Genomic DNA, 26,210 nt, shown 5'->3' on the forward strand with positions numbered 1-26,210 from the left:
TAACAACGGTTCGCGGGAAGGAATGTCGTCAAACAGCATGGCTGCCGAGCCGGGGCATCACAATCAACCACCCGGCCGCTGCAAGTGCGAAACAGGGGCGAAAGACTGATGTATATTATCGTTGATGATCGCGAGAGCGTCACGAACAGCTACGTTGTAGGGCTGGTTCGCGAAGGTGTATCGTCGATCGGATTCTCCTCCGGAGAATTCTGGGATTGGCTGCAATCTGCGAGTGAATCGGATCTGGCAGCGGTCGATGCCTTCCTGCTCGGGGACTGCGATGCCCGCGGAAGCCTGCCGCGGGCGATGCGCAAGCGCTCCTCGGCTCCCATCATTGCCATGAGCGGCCAGAAGATGCTCAAGAACACGCTCGAGCTGTTCGAATCGGGCGTCGACGACGTCGTGCACGTGCCCATACACCTGCGCGAGATCCTCGCCCGCACGGCCGCGATCGCGCGCCGCCGGGTTGGCGACCTGCCGAGGCCCTGCGAGAGCCGGATCCAGGTCTTCTTCAACGGACGTGACCCCGAGATCGCGGGCCACGCCCTCACACTGCCCCGCCGCGAACTGCGCATTCTCGAATATATGGTCGCCAACCACGGCAAGTGGATCACCAAGACGCAGATCTTCAACGCGGTCTATGGCATCTTCGAGTCGACTTTCGACGAGAGCGTGATCGAGAGCCATGTCAGCAAGCTGCGCAAGAAGCTTCGCGACCGCCTCGGCTTCGATGCGATCGTGGCCCGGCGCTACGTCGGATACCGCCTCAACATCCCTGCGGGCGAGACCATCGACGTGCCGATGCAGGAGCTCGACGAGGTTGGCATCCTCCTGAACACGGCGCACGCCGCCCCGGCCCCTGCCGCGTACCCCGCCGGAAACTGAGCGGCCGACGCCGCCGCGAAACCGACAATGGCCTCTGCGGAGCACCCTTCGCAGAGGCCGTTGCACGCTTGGGGACCGAGACCGGCTGAAATCAGGCCACACAGCGCGGCGCAGCCGGAGGGCCGCCTCGCGCTTATCCGGCGACGCCTATTGCTTCTGGAATTCTTCCTTCGAAACGTAGTTGAAATCCTCGACTAGGACGTCCTGGACGATGTCGGCCTGCATCCGCTCGTTGACGCGCTGCTTGATCGCCGTCGTGAGGATCGAGAGATCGTAACGGGCGAGCTTCCGGAAATCGAGGCGGTCGTCGGCGTAGATCCTGCGGAAGGCCTCGTCGACGACGAACGGCTCCGGCGGAACGTTGAGCTGGTGCATGGTCCGCGCCTCGATGGTGTAGACGAAGCGCGCCACGATGTAGCCCTGCACGCTCCCGCCCTCGATCATTGGCACGCTCAGCGCTCGCGTCTTCTGGTATTGCAGCCCATCGAGATACTCGTCCTTCGCCGGCAGCAGGCCGCCGTTTTCCTTCCAATAGGCCACGGCATAGCTCGTGCCGGCGGTAAGAATGCAGACCCAGAGGCCGGCCAGCACGAGCCTGATCATTTTCCGTCCTGCGCTGTGCGACCGGTATAGGTGCCGTCCGACTCGGCGTCCTTGATCGCCTTGACTATGATCGACGCGACCTCGCGCACCGCTTCGTAATGCATCTCGAGGACCGAGCGATTCCGCTCGAGCTTCTCGCGCAAGCGCTGAATCTCTTCGGTGATCACAGCCTCGCTGCCGAGATGCATTCGTGCCCGCATCAGGCGCACGAATTCCAGCATGCTCCGGCTCTTGCGGGCGCTGAAGTCGTCGAAATCGATCTTCTTGCGCGTCGTGAGCGCAACCGTCTCCTCCTCGACGATGCTCTCGAGCCGGCGGATCGCCGCCAGCAGGCCGCGCACCTCGTCTGATCTTGCCGCGTCAATGCCGTCGACCACCGCCTCGCCGCCGGCATTCGGCAACAGCGCCGGCAACTGCGCGCCGCCTGTCACAGCTTCCATCGTAATCGCCTCGGTGTCCGCGACCGGCTGCTCCATCACCAGGGCCGCCGCGCTTTCTTGTGCCTGCATAGGAAATTCACCCCTCAACGTCTGTCATCCATTCCCGGATCATGATCCGGCCTTCCCCGTAGTGTTCGCTGCGGTCGGCTGCGCAGCGGCGAGCTGCTTGGCAATGCCGATGCCCTTGCCCTTGGCCAGCTGGTTACCGAGCTGCTCCGCAAGCATCGACTTCCAGACGCCACCGGCCGTGCCTTTGCCGAAGACCTGCTCCGATTCCTTCGGCAACATCGTCTCGACGAAGGTCTGGAGGATAAAGGCTTCGAACTTCCGGTAGACCTCGCCGGAGGCCGGCGCTTTGATCACCTGCACCGGCGCCCCGTTCACGGCCGTCGACTGCGTGTCCGCGGCCTTCGCGGCGGCCTGATCGGCCGTCGCTGCCCTGGCCTTGCCGACTTCCGCGTCCATCGTGGCGGCGAAATCGGCGTCCGATGATTTCAGCGCATCGAGCTTCGCGGTCGCTGCGCGCTGCGTCACGGGATCGGCGGCCTCGAGGACGTCGAGAACGAGGTCGGGCGTCGCTGTCACGATCATGTCTTGTTCCGGCTGGCTGGCCGTGGCGTCCACTCGCGCACGGTGAGGCTTGTTCCCGCGATCTCCTCGAGCGATCGCTTTTCGGCATCGCGAAGCTTGTCCGCGAGCGCCGCCTGGGCGACCTCCTCGAGCTGTTTCACGCGGCGGCTCTCGGCACGGACCCGGTCGAGCTGCTGCAATGCCTGCGCCTGAACCGTGCTGGCGCCGACGCTGGTCCTGTTGAGGCGCCGCGCGATCGACTCGCTCGACGAACGCGCCGGCGGCGTTCCCTCGTTCAGGGCTCCGACCAGCCATTCCTGCTCGTCCTGCAAGCTTTTCTCCTGCTGCCGCAGCTGCGCAAGCTGCCATTCGGACAGCCGGAGCTGGAGCTTCACGAGGGAGACCAATCGAGCGAGCTTGTCAGCGCGCGATCTCATGACCGATCACTCCGCCAGCCACGACGAGACGCCGAGCATGAATTGCGTCATCAACTCGTCGCTAGTGAGGTAGAGCAGCAGGAAGCCGCCGAACAGCACAAAGGGCACCGAGATGAAATAGACCGGAATTGCCGGCGTCAGCTTGTTGATGAAGCCGACCGCGAGGTTGACGATGACCGAGTAGACGATGAAGGGGCTCGTGATCCGCAACGTCAGCACGAACGCCTCCGAGAGACGGCCGACCAGCTGGTCCAGGGCCATGCTGCCGCCGAGCCTGCTGCCGGGATGCCAAACGTCGTAGGAGTTCATCAGCCCGCGCAGGACCTGCCAATGCTGGTCGGTCATGAAGAAGAGCGTGGTGACGGACGCCATGATCAGCGGCACCAAAGCGGGCGCGGGATCGGTGTCGCCGATCGGCGTGCCGGGGATGCTGCTGAGCCCGATCGCACTCGCCATCACGGTTGCCATGGTCTGGAGCGCCAGGAAGAACACGCGCCCGCCGAGGCCGATGACGCTGCCGACCAGGATCTCGGAGCCGATCAGCAGCGCCAGCGTCAGCGGCGCCGCATTCTCCGTGAGCGGTTTCAGGACCGCGACCAGGATCGGCGCCAGCGCAAACGTCGTGACGAGCGCGATGAACAGGCGCACCTGGGCCGGGACATTGACGCTGGAATAGCCGGGCACGAACAGCAGGCAGGCGCCGATGCGGCAGAACACGATGAACGTGACCAGCACGCTGTCGGCAAGGCCGCTGATCACGATATGGCTCCGAGCGCGCGGATCTCGGCGCAGCGCGCGACCTCAACATGTGACAGGATCGGCAGCGTCGGGAACACCCGCTCCAGGATCATCCGGACATAGGGGCGGGCTTCGGGGGTCACTGCCAGCACCACGCTGGTGCCGCTCTCGGTGAACTTGCGGATCGCCGTGCTGGCTTCCGTCGCGAACTGCTCGATCAGGCGCGGATCCGCGTCGAACTCGACCACGTCGCCCTTGGCGTCGCGCTTCAGGCTCTGGTGGAAGGCGAGATCCCAGCGATTGCCGAGGCGAACCACGTTGAGCACGCCGTTGTCGGAGAGATCGCCGCAGATCTGCTGCGCAAGACGCGTGCGCACATGCTCTGCGACCTGCTCGGAGCGCCGCACATGGGGCGCGATCTCGGCGATGGCTTCGAGGATCAGATGCAGGTTGCGGATCGATACGCGCTCGGCCAGCAGGATCTTGAGGATCGCCAGCAGACCCGAATAGGAGATCTGCGAGGGACAGAGATCCTCGACCAGGCGCTTGTACTCGGGATCGAGCCGGTCGAGCAGCGCGCGCATGTCCTTGTAGGACAGGAGCTGGGCGAGATTCGCCCGGATCACCTCGCTCAAATGCGTGAGCAGCACCGAGAGATTGTCGACCGGCTTGCAGCCCTGGCGCCTGACTTCGTCGGTGAAAGCCTCCGTCACCCACAGCGCCTTCATGCCGAAGGCGGGCTCGATCACCTCTTCACCGGGCACGTCGGGCTTGCCGTCCTTGTCGACCAGCACCAGCACCTCGCCAAGCCTGAGCTCGCCATGCGCAACGCGCGTGTCGTGGATCCGGATCTGATATCCCTTGGGATCGATCGACAGATTGTCGGTGAGCTTGATCTCGGGAATGACGAAGCCGTACTGCTTGGCGAACTTCTTGCGGATCTTGGCCACGCGGTGCGCAAGCTCGGTGCGCGCGCCCAGCAGATGGACCGAAAGATGGCCGCCCAGCGCCAGCTCGATCTCGGCGGTCTTGAGCGATTCTTTGACGGATTCCTTGGCCTCGGCTTGGGCGCGTTCGTCGGCCTTGCGCGCGTCTTCCTTCTGCTTGAGCGCCGCCTGCCGCTTCGGCAGCGAGTAGCCGACGAAGGCCATCACGCCGCCGAGCAGCACGAAGGGCGCCATCGGCAGGCCCGGCATCAGGGCCAGCACGAACATCATCAGCGCGGCGGCCGACACCGCACGGGGATAACCGCCGAGCTGCCGCAGCACGGCCTGTTCCGCCGAGCCCCTGGTGCCGCCCTTGGAAACGAGAAGGCCGGCCGACAGCGACACGATCAGCGCCGGCATCTGCGACACGAGGCCGTCGCCGACGGACAGCTTTGTGTAGACATCGGCGGCACGCGACAGGGTCAGGCCGTGATGGGTGACGCCGATGATGATGCCGCCGAAGATATTGATCGCGGTGATGATCAGGCCGGCGATAGCGTCGCCGCGGACGAACTTCGAGGCACCGTCCATGGCACCGAAGAAGGCGCTTTCCTCCTCGAGTTCGCGGCGCCGGCGCTGCGCTTCCTTGTCGTCGATCAGGCCGGCCGACAGGTCGGCGTCGATCGCCATCTGCTTGCCGGGGATGGCATCCAGGGTGAAACGGGCGCCGACTTCGGCGATACGCGTCGCACCCTTGGTGATCACCACGAAGTTCACCGTGACCAGGATCGCGAAGATGATCAGGCCGATGACGAAGTCGCCGCCCATGACGAATTTGGAGAAGCCGGCGACGACGTAGCCCGCGGCCTGCTCGCCCTCCCCGCCGCGCGACAGGATCAAGCGGGTCGTCGCCACGTTGAGCGCCAGGCGCAGAATCGTCGCGATCAGCAGCACGGTCGGAAAAGCGGAGAAATCGAGCGGCCGCTGGATCCACAGCGCGACCATCAGGATCAGCGCCGACAGCGCGATCGAGAAGGCAAGTCCGAGATCGATCAGGATGGGCGGGATCGGCAGGAACAGGATCGTGAGCATGGTCACGATGCCGCCCGCGAAGAAGGCGTCCGCCCCGAATCGGCGCGGGCTGGGCAGGCTAGCAGCTAACGTATCGGCCATGGGTCACCGGCAGAGGGTCCGCCTGGTAATTTGCCGCGCAAAGCTTACGCGAGGGTGGTGGCCGACGACCGCGCGCTCAGAAGCCGCGCTCGATATGCGAATAGACCATCTCGGTGAAGGTGGAGAGATGGGCGCCGATGAAGGAGCCGGAGACGGCGACGACCACGAGAAGGACGATGATCTTCGGAACGAAGGTCAGCGTCGCCTCTTGAATCTGGGTCAGCGCCTGCAGCAGCGCGATGGCGGTGCCGACCAGCATTGCGGCCCCGACCGCGGGGCCGGAGGCGACGATGATGGTCCAGATCGCCGCCTGGACGATGTCGAGGGCGTCGCGTTCGTTCATGACTGGCTGATCGTGAGCCCGGGCCCGACCGCGACTTTCGTGCCGTTCTCGAGGGTCGCGACGGAACCGTTGGTGTTGATGGAGATCGATGCGACCTTGCCGCTGAAGGTCGCGCCGGTCGCGTCGGTGAAGGTGACCTTCTTTCCGATCAGCCCGTCCGCCTGCGACAGCGACTGCGAGGACAGCAGCGCATCCAGCTTGTTATTGGTCTGCATGGCCTGCTCGACCGTCGAGAGTTGAGCGAACTGGCTCATATATTGCGACGTATCCATTGGATTGGTCGGGTCCTGGTTCTTCATCTCGGCGACGAGAAGCTGAAGAAACGTATTGTAATCGACGCCGGTGCTCGACGTGTTCGAGATCGTGTTGGTCGAATGGGACTTGCTGGTGCTGTCGGTCGCGCTGGGGACGTTCATTTTGCCTCTCCGCTGTCAGGCAGCTTCGAATGGGGCGGCGGCGCCGGCCAGGATGGCTTGCTCCACCGGGAACAGCGCCCGTATTCGCTTGAGCGCCTCAAAATAACGGGTCGCCTCGACCAGCTCGTCGACCGCGGCAAGCCCCTCCAGCATCTCGCGGCTTTCGCACACCGCGACCAGGGCCGCGTGGTGCTGCTCATAGAGCGCCGACGCATCCCGAACGTCGGTCGGGTTCATCAGCATGAGCTGGACGATGAAATAGAGCTGCCGCATCGCCGTGGTGGCGTCCGAGGCCTGCATGACCTGCCCTTCGAGCAGGAACATCACGTCGTTGACGAGCTCGACCGAGACCTTGCGGTCCACGCGCAGAACCGCGCCGTTGATGTAGATCCGTTCGCCCGCCCGCAAGGAGATCTTCATTAAAGCGCGTCTCGGATCAGGCGGTTGATTTCGATGAGCTGCATCACGTCGTCCGACTTTTCTTCGCGAAGGCGGTCGGCTTCCTTGACGACCCACAGGCCGATCGAGATGATGTCGGCCCGCAGCTTCTCGGGAAGCCCGTTCTCCGGATGCGCGAGGTCCTCGATGAAGATGGTCCACAACCGCCGCACATAGAGCAGGCTCTGGACCTGGTCCTCGAAACTGGCGCGTCCCCTCTGGAGGCGCTCGAGGCGGTCGATGCCCAGGCTAAGCGCCTGGCGCTCGCGCCCCCTCGCCTCATAGCCGCTATCATCGACGACCGCTTCATAGGCTTCAAACGTCATCAGGACCACACTGCGCAGGAAATCGAAGAACAAGACAAAGGTTGCGAGCCGGGCTCAGAGATAGTTGAGGAGGCTGATCTTCTGGAGCTGCGACGTCAGCGCGAGCGCCGTCTGGATCTGGGTCTGCAAGGTGTTGACGCGCACCGAGGCTTCGGCCGGATCGACCTTCTCCATACCGACGATCTGATTGTTCAGAATGTCCTGCTGCGTCTTGAGCTTGTCGGTTGCGGAGGTGAGCCGCTGCTGGACCGTGCCGACATCACCGCCGAGCGTAGCGAGGCCGGTGATGGCGTTCCCGACGAGGCCGATCGCCTTGTCAACGACGACCTGAAACGTCGACTGGTCCAGGTTCGCGTTTCCGAGATCGGCCATCATGGTGTAGGCCTCCGCGAGCATGCGGAAGGCGGGTTGGTTGGCGCTGACTGACGTATCGGCAATCTCGGTCGTGGAGATACGGCTTTGCATGACCTGGTCGGTGGCCGACGACCAGTTGCTGTTCCAGGCCGGGCTCGCGAATTCGGCATCGAAGGTGGTGTTGAGGAACGTCTGCATCTGGGCCGGCGTGATGTTCTTCACGTTGGGCGAGGATTGCGAGAAGCCGAAGAACGTAGCGAAATCGGAGTCGACCCGGTTCTTGCTGGCGGAGCCGGCGGCATAGGCCGTGATCGGCTGGTTCTGCGTGTTGATGCCCGAGAACAGGTACGAGCCGTTATAGGAGACGTTCAGCGCGCCGATCAGATCCTGGAGATTGGAGGACGCAGGCGGCAGGATGATCCGCCCGCCGCCGTCGGTGCTGCGGGCCGCGATCAGGTCCTTGAGGAAGGACGTTGCGGTCGTGTTGAGCTGGGTGATCCGGTTCTGCGTCACGTCGAGGCGTCCCGCGACGAGCCCATTAGTGTCGACGAGCTGATCGGCGAAGCTGAAGTCGGCCCGCAGGGTGAGGTCGCCGCCCGTCGTGGCCCCGAGCTCGAGGCCGACATCGTAAAAGCGGCCGGTGGTCGCCTCCGTCGACGCCTTGATCAGCAGGGCCTGGTTATTCGTGATCGACGACCTCAACGACGACGACAGCATCAAGGTCGAGATGTAGTTCGCGCTCATCATGGCTTATTTCCCCACCGCAGCCAGCAGGCTCTGCAACATTTCGTCGACGGTCGAGATGATCTTCGACGAGGCCGAATAGGTGCGCTCGACCTGAAGCATCAAAGACATCTCGTCGTCCATGTTGACGCCGCTGACGTTCGACAGCGCCGCGGTGCTGCGGTCGAGCAGCGTCTTCTGGTAGCTGACGTTGGAGTCCGCGGTCTTGCGCTGGTTTTCGATCCAGCTGGTCGATGACGATGCGAAGTCGATCAAACTGCCGTTCGGCTTGCCTTGCGTGGTTGCATCGAACGGCTGCGCAGCATCCATGCCGCCGATGAGCTGCTGCAGCCGGGCCGAGTAGCCGCCGTTGCCGGCGGTGTTGTATCGGTATGCGACATTGCCGCTGATGGCGCCGTCGCGCAGCAGATTTGGGTTACCGCCCTGGGCCGGATCGACCGACGCTGCGACGCTGATCAGGCCGGCAAGACCGACCGAGACGGTGGCGCTCGCGGGCATCGCCGGCGCGCCGGGATAGGTGAAGAGACCGGGGACGTCGGGCAGCGCCGCGGCGGTCTGATCGCTCTCCCTGAAGGTATTGATCAGGCCGCGCGCGATTTCGTCGAGCTGGCTCTGGTAGGTGACGGTATCTTGGTCACGCAGCTGGGCGAGACCCGCGAGCTTGCCCGACTTAAGCGGCATCACCGAATTGGCACCGGTTACCGGGACGCCGTCGATGACCACCGCGTTGCCCGTGGTGCCGGGCGTATAGATGTTGGTCGCCGTGAAGCTGACCGTTCGGGCCGTCTTGTCGAACAGCACCACACCGCTGTCGGTGTAGAGCGCCGCGTCGCCGTTGGGGCGGAGCGACATGGTGACGCCGAGCTCCTGCGACAGCTGCGCGACGATGCTGTCGCGCTGATCGAGATAGTCGGTGACGTCGTCGCCGGAGATCGTGCCCTTCACGATCGCGGTGTTCACGGTCCCGAACTGGGAGAGCAGCTGATTGATGTTCTGGACCGACGTTTTCATGTCGGCATCCGCGCCCGCACGGACCGACTGCACGGTCTGCGTCGCCTGGTTGAGCGCGGTCGCCATGTCCTTGGCGGATGTCACCGCCGCCTGCGCCAGCGTGGTGTTGTCCGGAGCGTTGGCATATTGCTGCAGCGCCTTCTTCAGCGCGTTGAGCTGCGCCGTCGGCGACTGGTCGAGCTCCGGATCGTCTACCGTGGCAGACGCGATCTTCTGGAGACCGTCATAGATCGCGGTCTGCTTGGTCGACGACGAGGTCGCGATCAGGACGTTGTCGTAGAGACCTGAACTCGCGGCGCGCTGGATCGCCGCCACATAGACTCCGGCCCCGGGCAGATTGTCCAGCACGGCGATCTTGCGCGAATAGCCGGCGGAGCTGGCACCGGCGATGTTGCGCGAGATGGTCGAGGACTGGATGCCCGACGCCATGAGCGAAGCGCGGGCGGAGTCGAGAGCGGCGGTAAGGGACATGATTTGCTCTTGCCCGCAACGGGCGCTGGAGAATTCAGCGCTTCAGGTTGACGACGACGTCGAGCAGGTCGGCGCCGGTCTGGAACGATTTCGAGTTGGCAGTGAAGCCGCGCTGGGCCTCGATCATCCCGGTGAGCTCGTCCGCGAGGTCGACGTTCGAGTCTTCCAGAGCTCCGGACTGGACCGTGCCGAGTCCGCCAGTACCGGCATTCCCGGCCTGCGCGTTGCCGGAATTCATGTTGGTCGAATAGACGTTGCCGGGCTCCGGCGTGAGATTGTCGGGGCTCGCGACGTCGGCAAGCATGATGGTGTAGAGCGTCAGCTGCTGCCCGTTCTTGAGGATCGCCGTCACGAAGCCCGAATCGTCGACATCGACCTTGTCGATGGCAGAGGGAACGCTGCCATTGACAGTGGCCTTGAAGCTGAAGTCGGTTCCGACCTGCGTCATGTTCGACAGATCCAGGCTCATCGCCGCACCGTTGGGAACGGTGAGCGCCAGAGTGTTCGGGCTCGCCGCCGCCAGCGTGCCTTTGCCGGCCGCGGTCGTATCGAAGGTGAAAGTGGTGGCGGCGCCGACCGACGCACCCGTCGCGGAGTCGTAAGCCTGAATCTGCCAGGTGTCCGAGCCGGCGGCCGTCGCCGTGTGGGACATGTAGATGTCGAGCGTAACGGCCTGGCCGATGTTGTTGTAGGCCACGATCGAGCTCTTCGACGAATATGACGCCGGCCCGGGCGGACCGGCGATCACTGCCGCTTTCGGATCCAGATTGCCGGTCGTGAGCGTCCCCGCCGTCGACGGCACGGGCACTTGCGAGACCTGGGCAATGTTGACGATCTGCATGCCGGACAGACTGTTCTGCGAGAAATTGGTCACCTTACCGGGCTGACCCAGGAGGTAGTAGCCGGCCGCGTTGACCAGGTTGCCCTGGCTGTCCGGCACGAACGAGCCGGCGCGCGTCAGATATTGCTGCGTGTTGTTGGCGTTCGACACCACGAAGAAGCCGTTGCCCTGGACCGCGAGGTCCGTGGTCGACGTGGTGAACTGCGTATGTCCCGCGTCGCTGATGGCGTAGCGCACCGTGGTCTCGACGGCGCCGGAGTCGTAGTTGCCGGAGCCGCTCTTCAGGATTAGCGAGGAGAATTCGGTCGAGGCCCGCTTGTAGCCGGTCGTGTTGACGTTCGCGATGTTATCCGAAACCGTCGACAGCTTGTTGGACTGCGCGCTCATTCCGGAAACGCCGGTGCGCATAACACCATACAGGCTCATGAATTGGGCTCCTTCGGTAGGTTGCCGCTACAATGCTGGTTCTTGCTTGCGCGGGGCTGATGATTGGGAACCATGCACAACTTCAGGGTTGTCCTGGTCATGTCGTCTTGGGTTGACAGAACGAGCGCGCCTTGTCGGTCCACGCGCCGAAGCCGCTCGAGACGAGATGCGCGACGATGTGGCAGACATAGCGCTTCTGCGCCGGCTGATTGTTGGGGCCGGCATTGTAGCGGGCGACCGCCATGGTCCAGCTGCCCTCGCGCTGCTTCAGCTCCTTCAGGAAGCGCGCGGCATATTCCACGTTCTTGGCGGGATCGAACATCGCGCGCACGGACGTGAACTTGTCGCCATGATAGTAGTGGTTGATCTGCATGCAGCCGAGGTCGATCAGCTTGATGCCCTTGGCGCGCATCGCCTCGAAATTCGCGATCGCATCATTCATGTCCTTGGCGAACACGGTCTGCCCATCGGCGCCGAGTGCGTAAGGATGGAGCGCGCCGCGCCGTCCGGTTTCGGTCAGGCCGACCGCATAGAGAATGCCGAGCGGAATGCCGTGCTGCTGGGACGCACGCGCCATCTCGCGCTCGCAGGGACGCGCATTGTCGGTCGCCGCTGCCGCGGTGCCCGCGTTACAGATAAACAGGACCGCGACGAGTCTGCTGGCCCACGTCCTGATCATGACGTGTCTCCTGGTTGGACTGACGCTCCTGGCGGGTCTGCCTCGCCTCGCCGTCCGATTGCCCCGATGAACTGCCGGTGCCGTCGAACGTGCCTTGCGACTGGGGCGGAGGCTGTTGCTGGCCCGGGAGATGCGGTTGCGACTGGCCGGAGCCGCTCTGGAATCCGTCCAGCGAGCCATGCTGCACCGGCGCGACGTCGGCAACGTAACCGGCCGACTGCATCAGATCGCGGATCTGGTCGCGCTGCTGGTCCAGCATCTGGCTGGTGTCCTTCCGTTCGGCCGCAAGATGGACGGACACCTCGGTACCGACGAGACGAAGGCGCACGGTGACGTTGCCGAGCTGCGGCGGCTCGAGATTGATGGTCAGAATCTTGACAGGCTCCGGCGCGTTGGCCTGTGACATCGCGAGATCGGCAGCCGCGGACGCCATCGGCGTCGCGGTTTCCTTCAACTCGGTGACGACCGCGTTGGCGACCTGTTGCGGCGCGTTGAATTGCGCCGGCGGCAGATGGGTTTCCTGCTGGACCACGGTGACCTTGGTCGCTTCGGGCAAGGTGTCCCGCGACGAGGCCTTGACCGCGCGTTCGACATTGGCTGTGACGGCTTCGAAGCCTGACGTCGCAGGCATTGCCTTCGCAGCCTCGCCGCCTTGCTGGGGTGCGGCCTCCTGAGCTGCCCACGCTTGCGAAGCCGGACCTTGCGCGCGCGGGCTGGCTGGAGCTGCGCCAGCCGGCGCGGAATCGACCGCGGCCGCCTTCGCCGGTGCCTGACTCTCCCGCTTGGTCGAGGAGGACCGGTCATCTCGCGCGGGCGCGCCCTTCTTGTCGTCCGTCGGCAATTGCATCTGCGGATTCGCGGCGGCGAGCTCCGGTCCAGCGATCACCGGGGTGCTCGATCGGCTCTCGGCATCCGCTTTCGAGGCGATATCGACCGGATGTTGCTTCTCCGACGATTTGCTGGTCTTCTCGTCGGAAGACTTCTCCGATGATGTGGGTTCGTCTGCCGCCTCGGCGTGCTCGTGCACCGTGCGGTCCTTCCCGGTCGGGTCCGCGAGGCGCGTGCGCAGCGTTGCGGTTTTCACGGCCGTGTCGCCGCTCTCCTCATTCAGCGCCCGCTTGGCGAGGTTCGAGACGGTGTGGAGCAAATCGTTGAATGACGAATCCGCCTGCGATTTCGCACCAGTGCCTTTCCCAGAACGCGACGTCCCGCGCATGTTGAGGCTCTCGGCGAGGCCGGAGAAGACCTGTCCTGATGTTCCGCTGAGTTTCGTCATGGACGACGATCCCTGGTGAGAAGTTCGAGTTCGCTGAGCTGCTTCTGCGCGCGTGCGAGGGCCGCGGTCGACGACGCGAGATCGAGACGCGCCGGGGTTGCCGCCGGCTTGTCGGCGGCAGCGGCAGGTGCGCCCGCGAACGGCTTGCGGACGTCGAGCGCGAGTTGCACCGTCGCGTTCAGAAGCGGAACGTCGCGCTCGGGCAGCTTCGAGCGGTCGAGTGCCTTCAGCTCGGCAAGACCACCGTCATATTCGTCGGTGAGCGCACGCGAGGCGCCGCGGAAGAGATGCGCTCGCTCCCGCTCCGCAGAAGCATCGGCACTGAGCGTCAGCGCGCGCTCGCCGGCAAGCCGGGTCACTTCCATCCGTCCGCGCAGCATCGCGGCGCGTGCGATCACGAGATAGAGCTTGAGGCGGCTCGCGCGGTCGATCTGCTCCAGCAGGCTGCCGATTCGCGAGAAGCGGCGCTCGTCGAGCGCGAGGCTCGATTGCGTCAGGCCCGAGGAGAAGCGCTGCCAGAAGTCGCCGGCATAGATCGAGTTGCGATAGTGGCGGATGTAAGCCAGCGTCAGGAACTCGAACTTGTCGAAATCCTCGGCCTGTCCGACCAGCAGGATCTCGCGGCGCAGTGCAGCTTCCTCCACCAGCGTGCCGGGCAGAAGCAGACGGGCGTCGTCGAGGCGCTCGATCGCGAGCGATGCTTCCAAGCGTGCGAACAGCGCCCCCTGAACCAGCGCGACCTGTCCGCCCAGGCCCGACGGAAGCGTCCGCGGCTTGACATCCTTGAGCAGCTCGCGCGCTTCGTCCTGGCGGCCTTCGACATAGGCGAGCGCACCGTCGAACAGCCGCCCCTCGACATTGATCTTGTCGCGCGGCAGCTTGCGGACCAGTTGCGGCGCGCCGCCGCTGAGCATGTAGATGACGACGGCCTGGCCGTTCTGCGGATTGCTCCACACGTTCGCATCGGCGGCGAGAAACTTCTCGCCGATCTGCCGGATCAGCGCGATGTGGCTGCCATGCGCGGCGGTATCGCCATTGGCGATGCCGTCCTGCACCGCCTGCAATCGGCGTACGAGCTCATAGGGTTCGTTCGACGCCGTTGCAGGCGCAGGAGCGAGCGCCGGGGCCGGGGTTGGCGACGGCGCCGTCTCAGCCAAGGCGCGTGCAGCCGCCAGGGGCGGCAGCATCAGCAACGCTGCGCAGAGGAGCAGCCTGATCAAGGGCGCTTCTCCCGAACCAGGATCTCGATCCGGCGGTTCTGCGCGGCGGCCGGGTCGTTCGGAAGCTTCGGCCGCCGATCGGCATAGCCTTCGACGTGCTCGATTCGCTGCGCATCGACGCCGGAGCGGACCAGCATGTAATAGGCCATCTGTGCGCGCGCCGTCGACAGCCGCCAATTGTCGTAGTTCTCCGACTTGTAAGGCCGATTATCGGTGTGGCCGCGCACGATGATCACGCCCTGGCGCTTCGTCAGCAACGGCCCGATCTTGTCGATCACACGGATCAGCTCGGGTCGCGGCTCCGCCGAGCCGACCGCGAACATGCCGAAGCTGGCATCGTCGGTGAGGCTGATCAGAAGACCTTCCTCGACCTGACGCACCTCGGCGACTGGTCCGGCGCCGGCCTTGATATCCGACAGCGCATCCGCGATCGCGGATTGAAGCTGCTTGACGGTCGGCTGCTGAGTCTGCGCCGCATCGCGCGGTTCCGAATTCTTGGCTTGATCGCCAGCGCGCGGTTGCGCGCCGGCATTGGCTTGAGCGGCCGGCTGCGCAGGCTGCGCATTCGCCTGGGCGCCGCCGTCGTGCTGAGCCTGCGACGGCGCAGGCCCTGGCGGCAGCAGGGGCGACAGGCTTGCGGACGAAGCATCGGTATTGGCAGCGACGCTTCCGCCGGCATCGTCCGTCTTGGCACGGCGCACCTGCGCCTCCCCTTGGCCCGCTCCGGACGCATTGTCCCGCGCGGACGCATTCGGCTTTGGCTCGCTGTCGACGAAGCGATCCGCATCCTTCGACATTTGCGGCGCCAGCTTCCAATAGCCGGGATCGAAGGGATCGCGATAGGCGTCGCCGCCCTTGAGGCCTTCCTCTTCAGCCGAGGTCAGCGCACCTGCACGCCGCTGGCCCGAAGCCTGGTTGGAGCTGTTGGCGATCTCGGCAAGCGTCGCAAAGGGATCGCGGAACAGGACTTTCTCTTCGAAGGAAGCCGGCTTCTCGGCCGTCGGCGAGTCGCCGCGACGCTCCTCATTCGGCCCGGCTGGCTGGCGCTTGCCATCCTGCCCCTCGAACTGCGTCGGCTCTTTCTTGGTGATATCCTTGAGGCCCTTCGGAGCAGGCGCGTTCTCCGCAAGCTTGATTGGATTGAAATAGCTCGCGACCACCTGCTTTTGGTCCTGGTTGAGGGCGTTGAGCAGCCACATGACCAGGAAGAACGCCATCATCGCGGTCATGAAATCCGCATAGGCGATCTTCCACACGCCACCGTGATGCGCCTCCTCGGCGAAGGCGCTGCGCCGGCGGACGATAACGAGCTCCTGCTTGACCTCTTCCATGGCGACTACCGGCGCGCGTCTTTCAGGCGCTCGCTCCACGCCGATATCTGCGTCTCGATCACGGTCTGGTCGGCGATGACGCGGACCTCCAGGGTCTCGGCGACCTCATACTCGATGCTCGCGCGCTTGGAAGCCTCGAGCTGCGTCCTCACGAGGTCAAGCAGCTCGCTCGGGCCCGTCACCTTGAACACCGGCACCGGCGAGTTGCCGGTCAGAGCCGCGACCTGCTCGACCAGAGACCCGATCGCCTTGTCGCGGACCGCTTCGGCGAGGAACGGCAGCAATATGCGCGCGACGGAGCTCGCGATGTTGGTCTCGATCTCGCGGCATGCCGCCTCGAAACCGCTGACGATCGCCGCCGCCTGCTGGTCGGACCATTTGGCGCGCTCCTCGCCGAGCCGGATCGCGCTACGCACCCGCTCCTCGGCGACCTTGGCATCGCCTTCCGCAACGCCGGCGGCGTGGCCGCGACGATAGGCATCGTCGAGAAGATTGACCGGCGGAGCTTCCGGCTCGGGCGCCGAAAGCGGCGGCTGAAGCTGCGGCTGCGATTGAGGTTGGCGCTGCGGCTGAGCCTGCGGCTGCGGCTCGCGCCGGGCCTCCTTCTGTCTCGTCAGCACGTCCTGAATCTTGGGCGGCGGAGGCGGCGGCGACTTGGCCCGGCCGTTCGCGTCGAACTGCGTCAGGAGTTTTCCGATTGCCGCGTTCATGCCGCCTCCTCGCGCCGCATCCAGTCTTTAAGGATTGCCGCCGCCTGCATCTGATCGAGCCGGACGATCTGCTCCAGCCGCTTCTGCGGCGTCCGCTGCATCTTGCCTTCGAGGTCCTCGACGAGGTTGAGCTCGGGATCCTGGCTCTCGGCCAAGGCGAGAGCCGCGGCGGTTTCGAGCTCCGCGGCCTCGGCCTCTTCGGTCTGCTCCTGCTGTGCGCGGTGAGTCAGGATGCCGTTGACCGCGGGACGAAGGCCGAACCAGACCAGCATCGAGGCGACGGCCAAGATCGTCACCGCGTTGATGACGCTGCCGAGCTGCTTGTTGATCATCTCGACAAAGCTGATCGGCGGCACCGGAGCGAGTTCACGCGAGCCTTCGATGAAGTCGACGGCCGTCACCTGGATCTGGTCGCCGCGCGTCTTGTCCAGCCCACCGGCGGTCGCCGCGAGCTGGCTGATCTCGGCGAGCTTGCTGTCGATGATGGCCTGGTTGCTCTTGTCGCCGAGATCGGCGACGAGCCGCGCGCGGTTGACCAGCACGGCAATGAAGAGTTTCTTGACCGAATAGCCGTCGCTCACCGTCGTCGTGGTCTTCGACGACACTTCGAAATTGGTGACGTCCTCGCGGCGGGTCTTGTCTTCGCTGGAATTCTTGGTCCCGCCGGAATTGACCTGCTGGTCGGGCAGATTCTGCTGCACCGTGGTCGGCTGCGAGCGGTCCGCGTTCTGCGACGATTCCTTTTCGCGGACGTTTCGCACCGAACGCTCGGCGCGGCTCTCCGGATCGTAGACGGTCTCGTTGATCTGCCGCTTGTCGGTGGAGAGCTGCGGGGCGACGCTCACCTCGAAATTGTCGAGGCCCAGATAGGGCGTTAGCGCCTTGCGGATGTTCTCCTGCACCATGCCGCCGACCGTCTTCTGGAGGCTCGCCATCTTGGTCGGCGCAGCGCTCGCCTCGTCCTCCTCGGCGAGCAGCATTGAGCCGTCGGCGTCCAGTACGGTCACCTTGTCGCGGCTCATGCCGGGAATGGCGGCTGCGACGAGATGGCGGATCGACTGCGCGGTGCGCGCTTCGATCGCGCCATCGGTGCGCAGCACGACCGATGCCGAAGGCGGCTGCTGCGTCGCGCGGAACGAGCCGCGTACCGGCAGCACGATATGCACCCGCGCAGCCTTCACTCCCTTCATCAGCTGCACTGTACGCGCGATCTCGCCTTCGAGCGCGCGCAGCTTCGTCACTTCCTGCATGAACGAGGTCAGGCCGAGCGAGCCGATCTTGTCGAACAGCTCGTAGCCGGAATTGGCGCTGGTCGGCAGGCCCTTTTCGGCGAGCAGCATCCGCGCCTGCATGGTCTGGCTCGGGCGCACCGAGACGGCATCGCCAGCCGTATTGACGTCGAAGGCGATGTTCTGCTCGCGCAGCGCCGCGCCCATGCGCGTCACGTCCTCGCGGGTCAGGCCGGTATAGAGCGTCTCGAATTCCGGCCGGCTCAGATAGTACGCGCCGCCGACAACGGTGACGAGAACGGCAAAGCCGATCAGTCCCAAGGCCATCAGGCGTCGCGGCCCAAGCTCCAGCAGATTGTTGAGCAGTTGCTGTATCTGCGCACGACTGAACAGCATATGACCTCGTACCAATGCGAACATAGAGGACACTCCGCTGCCAACCTTGTCTGAAGGTTGCGAAAGAACACGAATGTGTCGGTTCGCTGGCGAGGCGTTGTAATTTTGCAAGAATTCCTCCGACGCAAACGGTCCAGCAGCAGCCATCGGGCGCACGACCGCACGACAACGCAATCGGCGGCGGGTGCTCCATGAAGTCTGGCGTCAGGAGGTCATTGCGGGCACATCATGTGCCGCCAAATCCACCGTTCATGGCGGGGACCGTGCTCCCATGGGGAGCACGGTCATTTTGAAAGCCGAAGCCTACTTGAACAGCGAGAGGATGCTCTGGCTGTTCTGGTTGGCGATCGAGAGCGCCTGAACGCCGAGCTGCTGCTGGGTCTGCAGCGCCTGCAGGCGGGTCGATTCCGCATTCATGTCGGCGTCGACGAGCTGGCCGATACCGCGGTCCACCGAATCCATCAGGGTCTTGACGAAATCCGTATTGGTCTGGATGCGGTTCTTGACGGCGCCGAGGTCGGCGGCGGCCGAAGCCACCTTGTTGATCGCAGCGGTGACCTGCGCGATGTAGGTATCGAGCGTGGCCTGGTCCGTCGCCGCGTCAGTCAGCGAGGTGATGGTCAGGTTGTCGATCGACACACCGCTGGTCTGCGTGTCCAGAATGCCGGTGGAGGTCGAGCTGTAGAGCGAATAGTTGGAGATCGTCAGGGTGATGGAGCCGATAGTCGGCGTGCCGCTGACGCGCGAGAATGACGACACCAGGTCGAAGGTCGCCGGCGTCGAGGCGGTCGCGCTCAGCCAGTTCACGCCGTTGAAGGTCGCCGCAGCGGCGGTGCTCTTCATCTGCTGCTGGATCTGGGTGATGTCGGCCTGGATCTTGGCGCGGTCGATACCGGCGGTCTTGGCTTCGACCAGCAGCGACTGCAGCTTGGTCAGACCACCGGTCTTGTCGCCGACCACGGCGGTCAGAGCGGTGTATTCGGTGTCGACGGTCGCGGCCGATAGACCGAGCGAGTCGGAGACCGCGGAGAGCGCGGCGTTGTCGGCGCGCATCGAGGTTGCGATCGACCAATAGGCGGCGTTGTCCGACGCGGTCGAGACGCGCTGGCCGGTCGAGATCCGGTTTTCGGTCGTCTGCAGGTTGGAGCTGACGTTGCGGAGGGTCTGCAGCGCCGTCATTGCAGCGGAGTTGGTGAGCAGACTAGAACTCATTTTTGACGTCCCCTGGAAATAGAATGAATTTTTTGGGACATACCGGGTTTGCACCGGTACGGCAGGGCGGCATCATGCCTTTGGGCCGCGGAAAAGCGCGCTCAACCTGTCGTAACGGCGGCGATAGCACGCGAAGTTTGTGCGGGGCTTGTGGCTCCGTAACCGGACCACAATGGTGCAGCCGAATTTACGGCTTGTGCGGGACGTCACGCCAACATGAAAAGAGCCGCGCTTCGCGAGAAGCGCGGCCCCCGTTCGGATAGTTTTCAGGCTTAGCGGAACAGCGACAGGATGCTCTGGCTGTTCTGGTTGGCGATCGAGAGCGCCTGAACGCCGAGCTGCTGCTGGGTCTGGAGCGCCTGCAGGCGGGTCGATTCCGCATTCATGTCGGCGTCGACGAGCTGGCCGATACCGCGATCCACGGAGTCCATCAGGGTCTTGACGAATTCCGTGTTGGTGGAGATGCGGTTCTTGACGGCGCCGAGGTCGGCGGCGGCCGAAGCCACCTTGTTGATCGCAGCGGTGACCTGCGCGATGTAGGTATCGAGCGTGGCCTGGTCGGTCGCCGCGTCAGTCAGCGAGGTGATGGTCAGGTTGTCGACCGACACACCGCTGGTCTGCGTGTCCAGAATGCCGGAGGAGGTCGAGGTGTAGAGCGAATAGTTCGAGATCGTCAGGGTGATGGAGCCGATGGTCGGCGTGCTCTGGATGCGCGAGAACGACGACACCAGGTCGAAGGTCGCCGGCGTCGAGGCGGTCGCGCTCAGCCAGTTCACGCCGTTGAAGGTCGCCGCAGCGGCGGTGTTCTTCATCTGCTGCTGGATCTGGGTGATGTCGGCCTGGATCTTGGCGCGGTCGATACCGGCGGTCTTGGCTTCGACCAGCAGCGACTGCAGCTTGGTCAGGCCACCCGTCTTGTCGCCGACCACGGCGGTCAGAGCGGTATATTCGGTATCGACAGTCGCAGCCGACAGACCGAGCGAGTCGGAAACCGCGGAGAGCGCGGCGTTGTCGGCGCGCATCGAGGTTGCGATCGACCAGTAGGCGGCGTTGTCCGAAGCGGTCGAGACGCGCTGGCCGGTCGAGATCCGGTTTTCGGTCGTCTGCAGGTTGGAGCTGACGTTGCGGAGGGTCTGCAGCGCCGTCATTGCTGCGGAGTTGGTGAGAAGGCTAGAACCCATTTTGATGTCCCTTTGAGATTGATGGAGTGGGGACATACCGGACTTGCACCGGTACGACAGGGCGGCGTCATGCCTTTGGGCTGCCGAAAAGCGGTTAGGCCCAACCTGTCGTACGGCGACCGTAACGTGCGAAGCTTGTGCGAGGCTTGTGGCTCTGTGACTCGGCTGCAACAGAGCAGCCGAATTTAAGGCGTGCGCGTCGCGTCACGCCAAACGAAAGGGCCGCGCTTTGCGAGAAGCGCGACCCTCCCTGGATTGTACTTGGGTTTAGCGGAACAGCGACAGGATGCTCTGGCTGCTGTTGTTGGCGATCGAAAGCGCCTGCACGCCGAGCTGCTGCTGGACCTGGAGGGCCGCCAGACGGGTGGACTCCTGGTTCATGTCGGCGTCGACAAGCTGGCCGATACCGCGATCAACCGAGTCCATCAGCGACTTGACGAATTCCGTGTTGGTCGAGATACGGTTCTTGACGGCGCCGAGATCGGCGGCGGCCGAAGCTGACTTGTTGATCGCAGCGGTGACCTGCGCGATGTAGGTATCGAGCGTGGCCTGGTCGGTCGCAGCATCGGTCAGCGAGGAGATAGTCATGTTGGCGACCGACACACCGCTGGTCTGCGCGTCCAGAATGCCGCTCGTGCTGGACGTGTAGAGCGAGTAGTTGGAGACCGTCAGAGTAATCGAGCCCGTGGTCGGCGTGCTCTGGACGCGGGAGTAGGACGACACGAGGTCGACCGTCGCCGGCGTCGAGGCGGTCGTGCTCAGCCAGTTCACGCCGTTGAAGGTCGCCGCATCGGCGGTGCTCTTCATCTGCTGCTGGATCTGGGTGATGTCGGCCTGGATCTTGGAGCGGTCGATACCGGCGGTCTTGGCTTCGACCAGCAGCGACTGGAGCTTGACCAAGCCGGAGTTCTTATCGCCGATGACCGTGTTCAGAGCGGTGTATTCGGTGTCGACGGTCGCGGCCGACAGACCGAGCGAGTCGGAGACGGCGGAGAGCGCGGCGTTGTCGGCGCGCATCGAGGTCGCGATCGACCAATAGGCGGCGTTGTCCGAAGCGGTCGAGACGCGCTGGCCGGTGGAGATGCGGGTTTGCGTGGCGGAGAGCTGCGAACTCACAGACCGCAGGGTCTGGAGTGCGGTCATGGCGGTCGAGTTCGTAAGCAGGCTTGACATTGCGAATGTCCCTTTATGTACGCGTTACATTTTCACGAGGGGACATACCGGGCTTGCACCGGTACGGAGGGACGGCATCATGCCTTTGGACTGATGTGGATGGGGTCCAACCCGCCGTGATGCATTGCTAGCACGCCGAATCTTGCGCGCAGCTTAAGATTCGGCTTGAATTTCCCAGCAAAATCATATGGTTAACATTACCCACCGCTAACCATGATGCGGTACTTCTCGCTAACCATAACCGGCCGGCCGGCGATCGCGCCTTACGAGAACGAGCGCACCAGGCCTGAGGCGAGCAGATTCCAGCCGTCGATCAGCACGAAGAACAGCATCTTGAACGGCAGCGCGAGGATCGTCGGCGGCATCATCATCATGCCCATCGACATGGTCAGCGTCGCCACGATCATGTCGATGACCAGGAACGGCAGCATGATGAGGAATCCGATCTCGAACGAGCGCCTGAGTTCGGAGATCATGAAGGCCGGGATGATGACGCGCAGATCGATGCGCTTGTCGTCGAACTTCTTGCGAAAACTCTCGGCGGCGAGCGCCTCGAAGGTCTGGAGGTCCTTGTCGCGGACATGCGCCAGCATAAACTCGCGGAACGGATCGGTGATCTTCAGATAGGCCTCCTCCTCCGAGATCTCGTTCTTCATGAGAGGCTGGACACCGCTCTCCCAGGCGCGGTCGAAGGTCGGCGCCATCACGTAGAAGGTCATGAACAGCGCGAGGCTGATCAGCACCAGATTGGCCGGCGTGGTCTGGAGGCCGAGACCGGAGCGCAGGAACGACAGCGCCACCGCAAACCGTGTGAAGCTCGTCACCATGATCAGCAGGCCCGGCGCCACCGACAATACCGTGATCAGCGCCATCAACTGGATGATCCGGCCGCTGGTCGAGCCGTTGCCGGGAGGCAGCAGCGAGTTGAGGTCCGGAATCTGGGCGAACGCCATCTCGGGCAGGAGGACCAGAACCAGCGCGAGCAGCAGGACTCTCGATTTCACTGGATCACCAACGTCTCAATGATCAATTCCCGAACCTTGCCCGACGAACGGATGTTGGCTCGCTCGGTCAGATCGTCGCGCAGATGCTGGAGCCCGCGAGATCCCTCGAACTGGCTGACGGACGCCGAGCGAAGATAGGTCACGATGTCCTCGCTGATCTGGGCTGCGAGGATGCCGGCGTCCTCGTCGTTCATGCTATCGGTCACCATGGAAGCTTCGATACGCGCCCAATTGTTGGACGGCGCGCCGAGATTGGTCACGATCGGAGACAGTTTCCTGAGCCGCGCGCTTCCGGCATAGCTCGTGGCAACAGGTGGCGGCGCGGCGGCTTTCTTCGCGTCGGCGACGCGCTCCGCGGCCGCAAACAGATGCAGACCGGCGAACGCGCCAGCGCCGATCGCGATCAGGGTCAGCACCATAATGGCCGCGATCAGGCGCATCACGTCCCCTGCCCTCGCGACGCGGCCCGGCCGGCGCTATTCTCAGAATGGTGCCACGGCGTCATAGATGCGATGTCCCCATCCGGGTTGCTGCACGTCAGACAGATTTCCGCGGCCGCCGTAGGACACGCGCGCCTCCGCGATCTTCTCGTAGGAGATCGTGTTGGTGCGCGATATGTCGCGCGGACGCACGATGCCGCCGACGTTGAGCACGCGCATCTCGGTGTTGACGCGGAATTCCTGCGAGCCGCTGATCATCATATTGCCGTTCGGCAACACGTCGGTGACGACGGCGGCGATCGACAGCTTGATGTCCTCCGTGCGATCGATCTGGCCGTTGCCCTTGATCTGGGTGTTGGCAGAGAGGTTGGCGTTGGCCTGGCCCTTGTCGCTCCATCCGGCTACGTCCATCAGCCAGTCCAACCCGAACTTGATCTGCGAATCGCGCGAGCGGTCGGTCTTGTTGTCGAGCTTGGCCTTGTCCTGCATCGAGATGATCACCGTCACGACGTCGCCGGTGCGGCGGGCGCGGGGATCGCGGTAGAGATCGGTGCCGTCGTCCCAGGTCGAGCGATAGCTCACGGGCGTGCGAACGCGGGGCGTCACCGGGATCGGTTCGGCCTGCGTCCTGAGGCCGCTGCCGACCGGCGACAATCGCGGGCCGGTCAAGACTTCCGCCGGATCATTGAAGCATCCGGCCAGGAGCACCGACGACAGCAGGAGCGACAGGACGAGGATCGGCTTCTTCATCTATTTGGTCTTTCCGTCATCCACGCGGCGCATTCCGCCGAGCAGGTCGGCAAGGTGCGCCGCGCGCGCCGTATCCATTTCGTTGAAGATCGCGCTCGAGGTCCTCGGGTTGAGCTTGGCGAGCACGGCGGCGGCGGTCTCGTCTGCCATGCCCGCGATCTGGGTGGCGGCCGCATCCGGCTTCATGCGCGAGTAGATCTCGACGACCTGCGCTTCGGCCTTCTTCAGAAAGTCGTCGCGCAGCGCCATCCACTTCTCGTATTCGGCGCGCTTGGCCTCGACCTCGGCGATCCGCTCACGGAGCTGGGTCTCGGCCTTTTCCAGCTCCTTGAGCTGCCAGGCCAGTCGCGCATCGACCGCGGGGTCGGCGACGTTGCTGCAGAACAGCGCGACCTCGTTATCCGCGGGCACAGCGGCCTGCACCGGCGCAGGCTTCGGCGGTGCCGTGACGCTGCCGGGCTTGACCGTGCGCACGGGCGCGGATGCAGGTGCGGCTGCGGGAGCCCGGGCCGGTGCCGGCGTCTCGGGCGCGGGCACCACACCGGTGACCGCGGGACCGGAGTCTTCGGCCGCCCACGCCGTCGCCCGGATCAACGTGTTGTCGCCCGGTATCGGCATCGCCGGTGCAGGCGGCTTCTGCGCTCCCGGCGCACGGGCGCGCGCGAACGAGAGCAGGTTGAGCGGCTTCGACGCTTTGGCCTCGTCCAGCGCCAGCACGGGCGAGGCGCCCGCAAGCGCGGACGCCGCGACCAGGACGAGGAGTGTGGCTTTGTGATCCAGCTTCAGCATCGGGCCGCGTGCGATTCTCGGTCGAGACCTGAGCATTGAGCGACCAAGCTTGCACGACGCTTGTGCATCATTGCACGATGACGTCGGCCTGGAGCGCACCGGCGGTCTTGATGGCCTGGAGGATCGCGATGATGCCCGACGGCTTCAGGCCGATCTGGTTCAGGCCGCGCACCAGACGCTGGAGGTCGACGCCGCTGAGGATCGCCACCTGCGATCCGGCTTCGTTGGCCTCGACGATGGTCTGGGGAACGACGACCGTCTGCCCTTGCGAGAACGGCGCGGGCTGCGAGACCACAGGAAGCTCGGTGACACGAACCGTCAGATTGCCGTGCGTCACGGCGACGGTCGAGATGCGCACGTCACGTCCGATCACCACCGTCCCCGTGCGCTCGTTGATCACCACCCGCGCCGGAGTATCGGGTTCGACCGTCAGCTCGCCGACCTCCGCGAGGAAACGGACCGGCCCGACGTAGCGCGGTTTCGACAGCACGATCGTGCGATAGTCGCGCTCGAAGGCGATCTGCGCCCGATAGCGGCCGCCGGCGTAGCGGTTGATGGCATCGAGGATGCGCGTCGCGGTGACGAAATCGGGATTCTTGAGCTCCAGCACTAGGAATTCCATCTCATGGAGACTTCCCTGCACCTCGCGCTCGACCAGCGCGCCGTTCGGAATGCGTCCCGCGGTCGGCGTGCCCTGGCTGACGTTCTGTGCCTGGCCTCCGACGCTGTAGCCAGCGACCGTGACCGCGCCCTGCGCCACGGCATAGACCGCACCGTCGGCCGCGCGCAGCGACGTCATCACCAGCGTTCCGCCGAGCAGCGAGGTCGCATCGCCGAGCGACGAGACCGTCACGTCCATGCGCTCGCCGGGCCCGATCGAGGGCGGCAGATCCGCGGTCACCATCACGGCCGCGACGTTGCGCGTGCGGAGCGTGGTCGGACGCGGCGGATTGTTGGTGCTGGTGGTCTCGTTCCTGACGTTGATGCCCATGTTCTCGAGCATCGATTGCAGGGACTGCTCGGTGAACGGCGCGTTGCGGAGCGTGTCGCCGGTGCCGTTAAGGCCGATGACGAGGCCGTAGCCGACGATCTGGTTTTCGCGCAACCCCTTGATGTCCGCGATGTCCTTGATGCGGACGGCGGCCTGGGCGCTGGCGGCGGAGAGGAGCAGGACGAGCGCGAGCAGCAACCTAGTCATGACCCGTCCACGACCTTGACGGTACCGTCCGGCTGGACGATGCCCCTGATGATCACGCCGGTATCGGTGTTGCGCACCGGGATCAGCGCGCCGGGCGCGCCCTGCTGCATCGCCGAGCCGTAGGTGACGATCGACAGGCCGCTGTCCTCGACCACGACCTTGACCATGGCGCCGCGTGCGACAGTCCAGGGCTCTTCCACCGAGTTGGTCGGGATCGGCTGGCCCGGCAGCAAGTTGCGCCGCGCCATCCGGCCGACCAGGACCTGGCGTCCTTCGATGAACATGGCAACGCCGAGCACGTTCGGCGCGAAGACGCGCTCCGTGATCATGTCGTCCCGGATCAGCTCGCCCGCGCGGATCGACACAGCCGGCACGGGAAGCCGCTTCTCCTCGGCTACGGCGATGCCAGCCGAGACCAGAACCAGCAGCACGGCGGCCAACCCGCGCACGATCAGGCCAACCCTGTTCAACATGGAGACA

At 64.5% G+C, this 26,210-nt stretch carries 29 protein-coding genes; 1 reads left to right on the plus strand and 28 read right to left on the minus strand.

All coding sequences use genetic code 11. The annotated features are described in order from the left end of the window. Window positions 1-108 precede the first annotated feature (108 nt). Window positions 109-885, plus strand: a complete 777-nt coding sequence (locus AC5V87_RS32355; RefSeq protein ID WP_235544015.1) for a response regulator transcription factor — start codon at window positions 109-111, stop codon at window positions 883-885. A gap of 147 nt (window positions 886-1,032) precedes the next feature. On the opposite strand, the gene AC5V87_RS32360 is transcribed toward AC5V87_RS32355, so the two are convergent. The 28 genes from AC5V87_RS32360 to flgA all read right to left on the minus strand — a co-directional run bounded on the left by AC5V87_RS32360 (window position 1,033) and on the right by flgA (window position 26,203). Next, window positions 1,033-1,488, minus strand: coding sequence for a hypothetical protein (locus tag AC5V87_RS32360; protein ID WP_456843053.1), 456 nt, complete (start codon window positions 1,486-1,488; stop codon window positions 1,033-1,035). Next, entirely contained in the window at window positions 1,485-1,997 is a 513-nt protein-coding gene (locus AC5V87_RS32365) for a flagellar biosynthesis protein FlgN (RefSeq protein ID WP_495368908.1), read from the minus strand. The genes AC5V87_RS32360 and AC5V87_RS32365 overlap by 4 nt, the downstream gene beginning before the upstream one ends. 39 nt (window positions 1,998-2,036) lie before the next feature. Further along, the gene (locus tag AC5V87_RS32370; RefSeq protein WP_456843051.1) at window positions 2,037-2,519 is read right to left on the minus strand and encodes a rod-binding protein; all 483 of its coding nucleotides are present in this window, start codon (window positions 2,517-2,519) and stop codon (window positions 2,037-2,039) included. Further along, window positions 2,516-2,935, minus strand: coding sequence for a hypothetical protein (locus AC5V87_RS32375; protein ID WP_495368909.1), 420 nt, complete (start codon window positions 2,933-2,935; stop codon window positions 2,516-2,518). The genes AC5V87_RS32370 and AC5V87_RS32375 overlap by 4 nt, the downstream gene beginning before the upstream one ends. 6 nt (window positions 2,936-2,941) lie before the next feature. Further along, entirely contained in the window at window positions 2,942-3,694 is a 753-nt protein-coding gene (fliR, locus tag AC5V87_RS32380) for a flagellar biosynthesis protein FliR (RefSeq protein WP_495368910.1), read from the minus strand. Then, on the minus strand, window positions 3,691-5,772 hold the full coding sequence (gene flhA, locus AC5V87_RS32385; protein WP_495368911.1) for a flagellar biosynthesis protein FlhA: 2,082 nt from the start codon (window positions 5,770-5,772) through the stop codon (window positions 3,691-3,693). Before flhA ends, fliR begins: the two co-directional genes overlap by 4 nt. A 76-nt stretch (window positions 5,773-5,848) precedes the next feature. Beyond that, window positions 5,849-6,115 carry a flagellar biosynthesis protein FliQ gene (fliQ, locus tag AC5V87_RS32390; RefSeq protein ID WP_283084478.1) on the minus strand — a complete coding sequence of 89 codons (267 nt, stop codon included), beginning with the start codon at window positions 6,113-6,115 and terminating at the stop codon, window positions 5,849-5,851. Further along, a complete protein-coding gene (gene flgD / locus AC5V87_RS32395) occupies window positions 6,112-6,531 on the minus strand; it encodes a flagellar hook assembly protein FlgD (protein WP_495368912.1) in 420 nt (139 codons plus the stop codon). The genes fliQ and flgD overlap by 4 nt, the downstream gene beginning before the upstream one ends. A gap of 15 nt (window positions 6,532-6,546) precedes the next feature. After that, window positions 6,547-6,951 (minus strand): flagellar biosynthesis repressor FlbT, encoded by a 405-nt coding sequence (gene flbT / locus AC5V87_RS32400; protein WP_456843047.1) that lies wholly within the window; start codon window positions 6,949-6,951, stop codon window positions 6,547-6,549. Beyond that, complete coding sequence (flaF, locus tag AC5V87_RS32405) at window positions 6,951-7,295, minus strand: flagellar biosynthesis regulator FlaF (RefSeq protein ID WP_495368913.1); 345 nt, start codon at window positions 7,293-7,295, stop codon at window positions 6,951-6,953. Before flaF ends, flbT begins: the two co-directional genes overlap by 1 nt. A gap of 54 nt (window positions 7,296-7,349) precedes the next feature. Next, a complete protein-coding gene (locus AC5V87_RS32410; protein ID WP_495368914.1) occupies window positions 7,350-8,396 on the minus strand; it encodes a flagellar hook-associated family protein in 1,047 nt (348 codons plus the stop codon). A gap of 3 nt (window positions 8,397-8,399) precedes the next feature. Further along, window positions 8,400-9,875 (minus strand): flagellar hook-associated protein FlgK, encoded by a 1,476-nt coding sequence (gene flgK, locus AC5V87_RS32415; protein ID WP_456843044.1) that lies wholly within the window; start codon window positions 9,873-9,875, stop codon window positions 8,400-8,402. Window positions 9,876-9,909: 34 nt separating this feature from the next. Then, a complete protein-coding gene (locus AC5V87_RS32420; RefSeq protein ID WP_495368915.1) occupies window positions 9,910-11,142 on the minus strand; it encodes a flagellar hook protein FlgE in 1,233 nt (410 codons plus the stop codon). A 97-nt stretch (window positions 11,143-11,239) separates the two neighbouring features. Continuing rightward, window positions 11,240-11,821, minus strand: a complete 582-nt coding sequence (locus AC5V87_RS32425; protein ID WP_495368916.1) for a transglycosylase SLT domain-containing protein — start codon at window positions 11,819-11,821, stop codon at window positions 11,240-11,242. Next, window positions 11,772-13,097, minus strand: a complete 1,326-nt coding sequence (gene fliK / locus AC5V87_RS32430; RefSeq protein WP_495368917.1) for a flagellar hook-length control protein FliK — start codon at window positions 13,095-13,097, stop codon at window positions 11,772-11,774. The genes AC5V87_RS32425 and fliK overlap by 50 nt, the downstream gene beginning before the upstream one ends. After that, a complete protein-coding gene (locus tag AC5V87_RS32435; protein ID WP_456843040.1) occupies window positions 13,094-14,317 on the minus strand; it encodes a chemotaxis protein in 1,224 nt (407 codons plus the stop codon). The genes fliK and AC5V87_RS32435 overlap by 4 nt, the downstream gene beginning before the upstream one ends. Then, a complete protein-coding gene (locus tag AC5V87_RS32440) occupies window positions 14,314-15,648 on the minus strand; it encodes a MotB family protein (protein WP_456843039.1) in 1,335 nt (444 codons plus the stop codon). The genes AC5V87_RS32435 and AC5V87_RS32440 overlap by 4 nt, the downstream gene beginning before the upstream one ends. Window positions 15,649-15,653: 5 nt before the next feature. Then, window positions 15,654-16,358, minus strand: coding sequence for a hypothetical protein (locus tag AC5V87_RS32445; RefSeq protein WP_456843038.1), 705 nt, complete (start codon window positions 16,356-16,358; stop codon window positions 15,654-15,656). Further along, window positions 16,355-17,983: a flagellar basal-body MS-ring/collar protein FliF gene (fliF, locus tag AC5V87_RS32450; RefSeq protein ID WP_456843037.1), complete on the minus strand. Its 1,629-nt coding sequence runs from the start codon at window positions 17,981-17,983 to the stop codon at window positions 16,355-16,357. The genes AC5V87_RS32445 and fliF overlap by 4 nt, the downstream gene beginning before the upstream one ends. Before the next feature lie 303 nt (window positions 17,984-18,286). Beyond that, entirely contained in the window at window positions 18,287-19,195 is a 909-nt protein-coding gene (locus tag AC5V87_RS32455; RefSeq protein ID WP_456843036.1) for a flagellin N-terminal helical domain-containing protein, read from the minus strand. Between the two features lie 272 nt (window positions 19,196-19,467). Then, the gene (locus tag AC5V87_RS32460) at window positions 19,468-20,376 is read right to left on the minus strand and encodes a flagellin N-terminal helical domain-containing protein (protein WP_456843035.1); all 909 of its coding nucleotides are present in this window, start codon (window positions 20,374-20,376) and stop codon (window positions 19,468-19,470) included. A gap of 267 nt (window positions 20,377-20,643) precedes the next feature. Next, the gene (locus tag AC5V87_RS32465; protein ID WP_456843034.1) at window positions 20,644-21,549 is read right to left on the minus strand and encodes a flagellin N-terminal helical domain-containing protein; all 906 of its coding nucleotides are present in this window, start codon (window positions 21,547-21,549) and stop codon (window positions 20,644-20,646) included. 263 nt (window positions 21,550-21,812) lie between these two features. Then, window positions 21,813-22,553 carry a flagellar type III secretion system pore protein FliP gene (gene fliP, locus AC5V87_RS32470; RefSeq protein ID WP_456843033.1) on the minus strand — a complete coding sequence of 247 codons (741 nt, stop codon included), beginning with the start codon at window positions 22,551-22,553 and terminating at the stop codon, window positions 21,813-21,815. Beyond that, the gene (locus tag AC5V87_RS32475) at window positions 22,550-22,993 is read right to left on the minus strand and encodes a flagellar basal body-associated FliL family protein (protein ID WP_495368918.1); all 444 of its coding nucleotides are present in this window, start codon (window positions 22,991-22,993) and stop codon (window positions 22,550-22,552) included. The genes fliP and AC5V87_RS32475 overlap by 4 nt, the downstream gene beginning before the upstream one ends. Before the next feature lie 42 nt (window positions 22,994-23,035). Continuing rightward, window positions 23,036-23,743, minus strand: a complete 708-nt coding sequence (gene flgH, locus AC5V87_RS32480) for a flagellar basal body L-ring protein FlgH (RefSeq protein ID WP_495368919.1) — start codon at window positions 23,741-23,743, stop codon at window positions 23,036-23,038. Then, window positions 23,744-24,532 carry a MotE family protein gene (locus AC5V87_RS32485; protein WP_495368920.1) on the minus strand — a complete coding sequence of 263 codons (789 nt, stop codon included), beginning with the start codon at window positions 24,530-24,532 and terminating at the stop codon, window positions 23,744-23,746. Between the two features lie 67 nt (window positions 24,533-24,599). Next, window positions 24,600-25,730, minus strand: a complete 1,131-nt coding sequence (gene flgI, locus AC5V87_RS32490) for a flagellar basal body P-ring protein FlgI (protein WP_495368921.1) — start codon at window positions 25,728-25,730, stop codon at window positions 24,600-24,602. After that, the gene (flgA, locus tag AC5V87_RS32495; protein ID WP_456843028.1) at window positions 25,727-26,203 is read right to left on the minus strand and encodes a flagellar basal body P-ring formation chaperone FlgA; all 477 of its coding nucleotides are present in this window, start codon (window positions 26,201-26,203) and stop codon (window positions 25,727-25,729) included. The genes flgI and flgA overlap by 4 nt, the downstream gene beginning before the upstream one ends. Window positions 26,204-26,210 lie beyond the last annotated feature (7 nt).

The organism is Bradyrhizobium sp. SOJA106 (assembly GCF_059448745.1).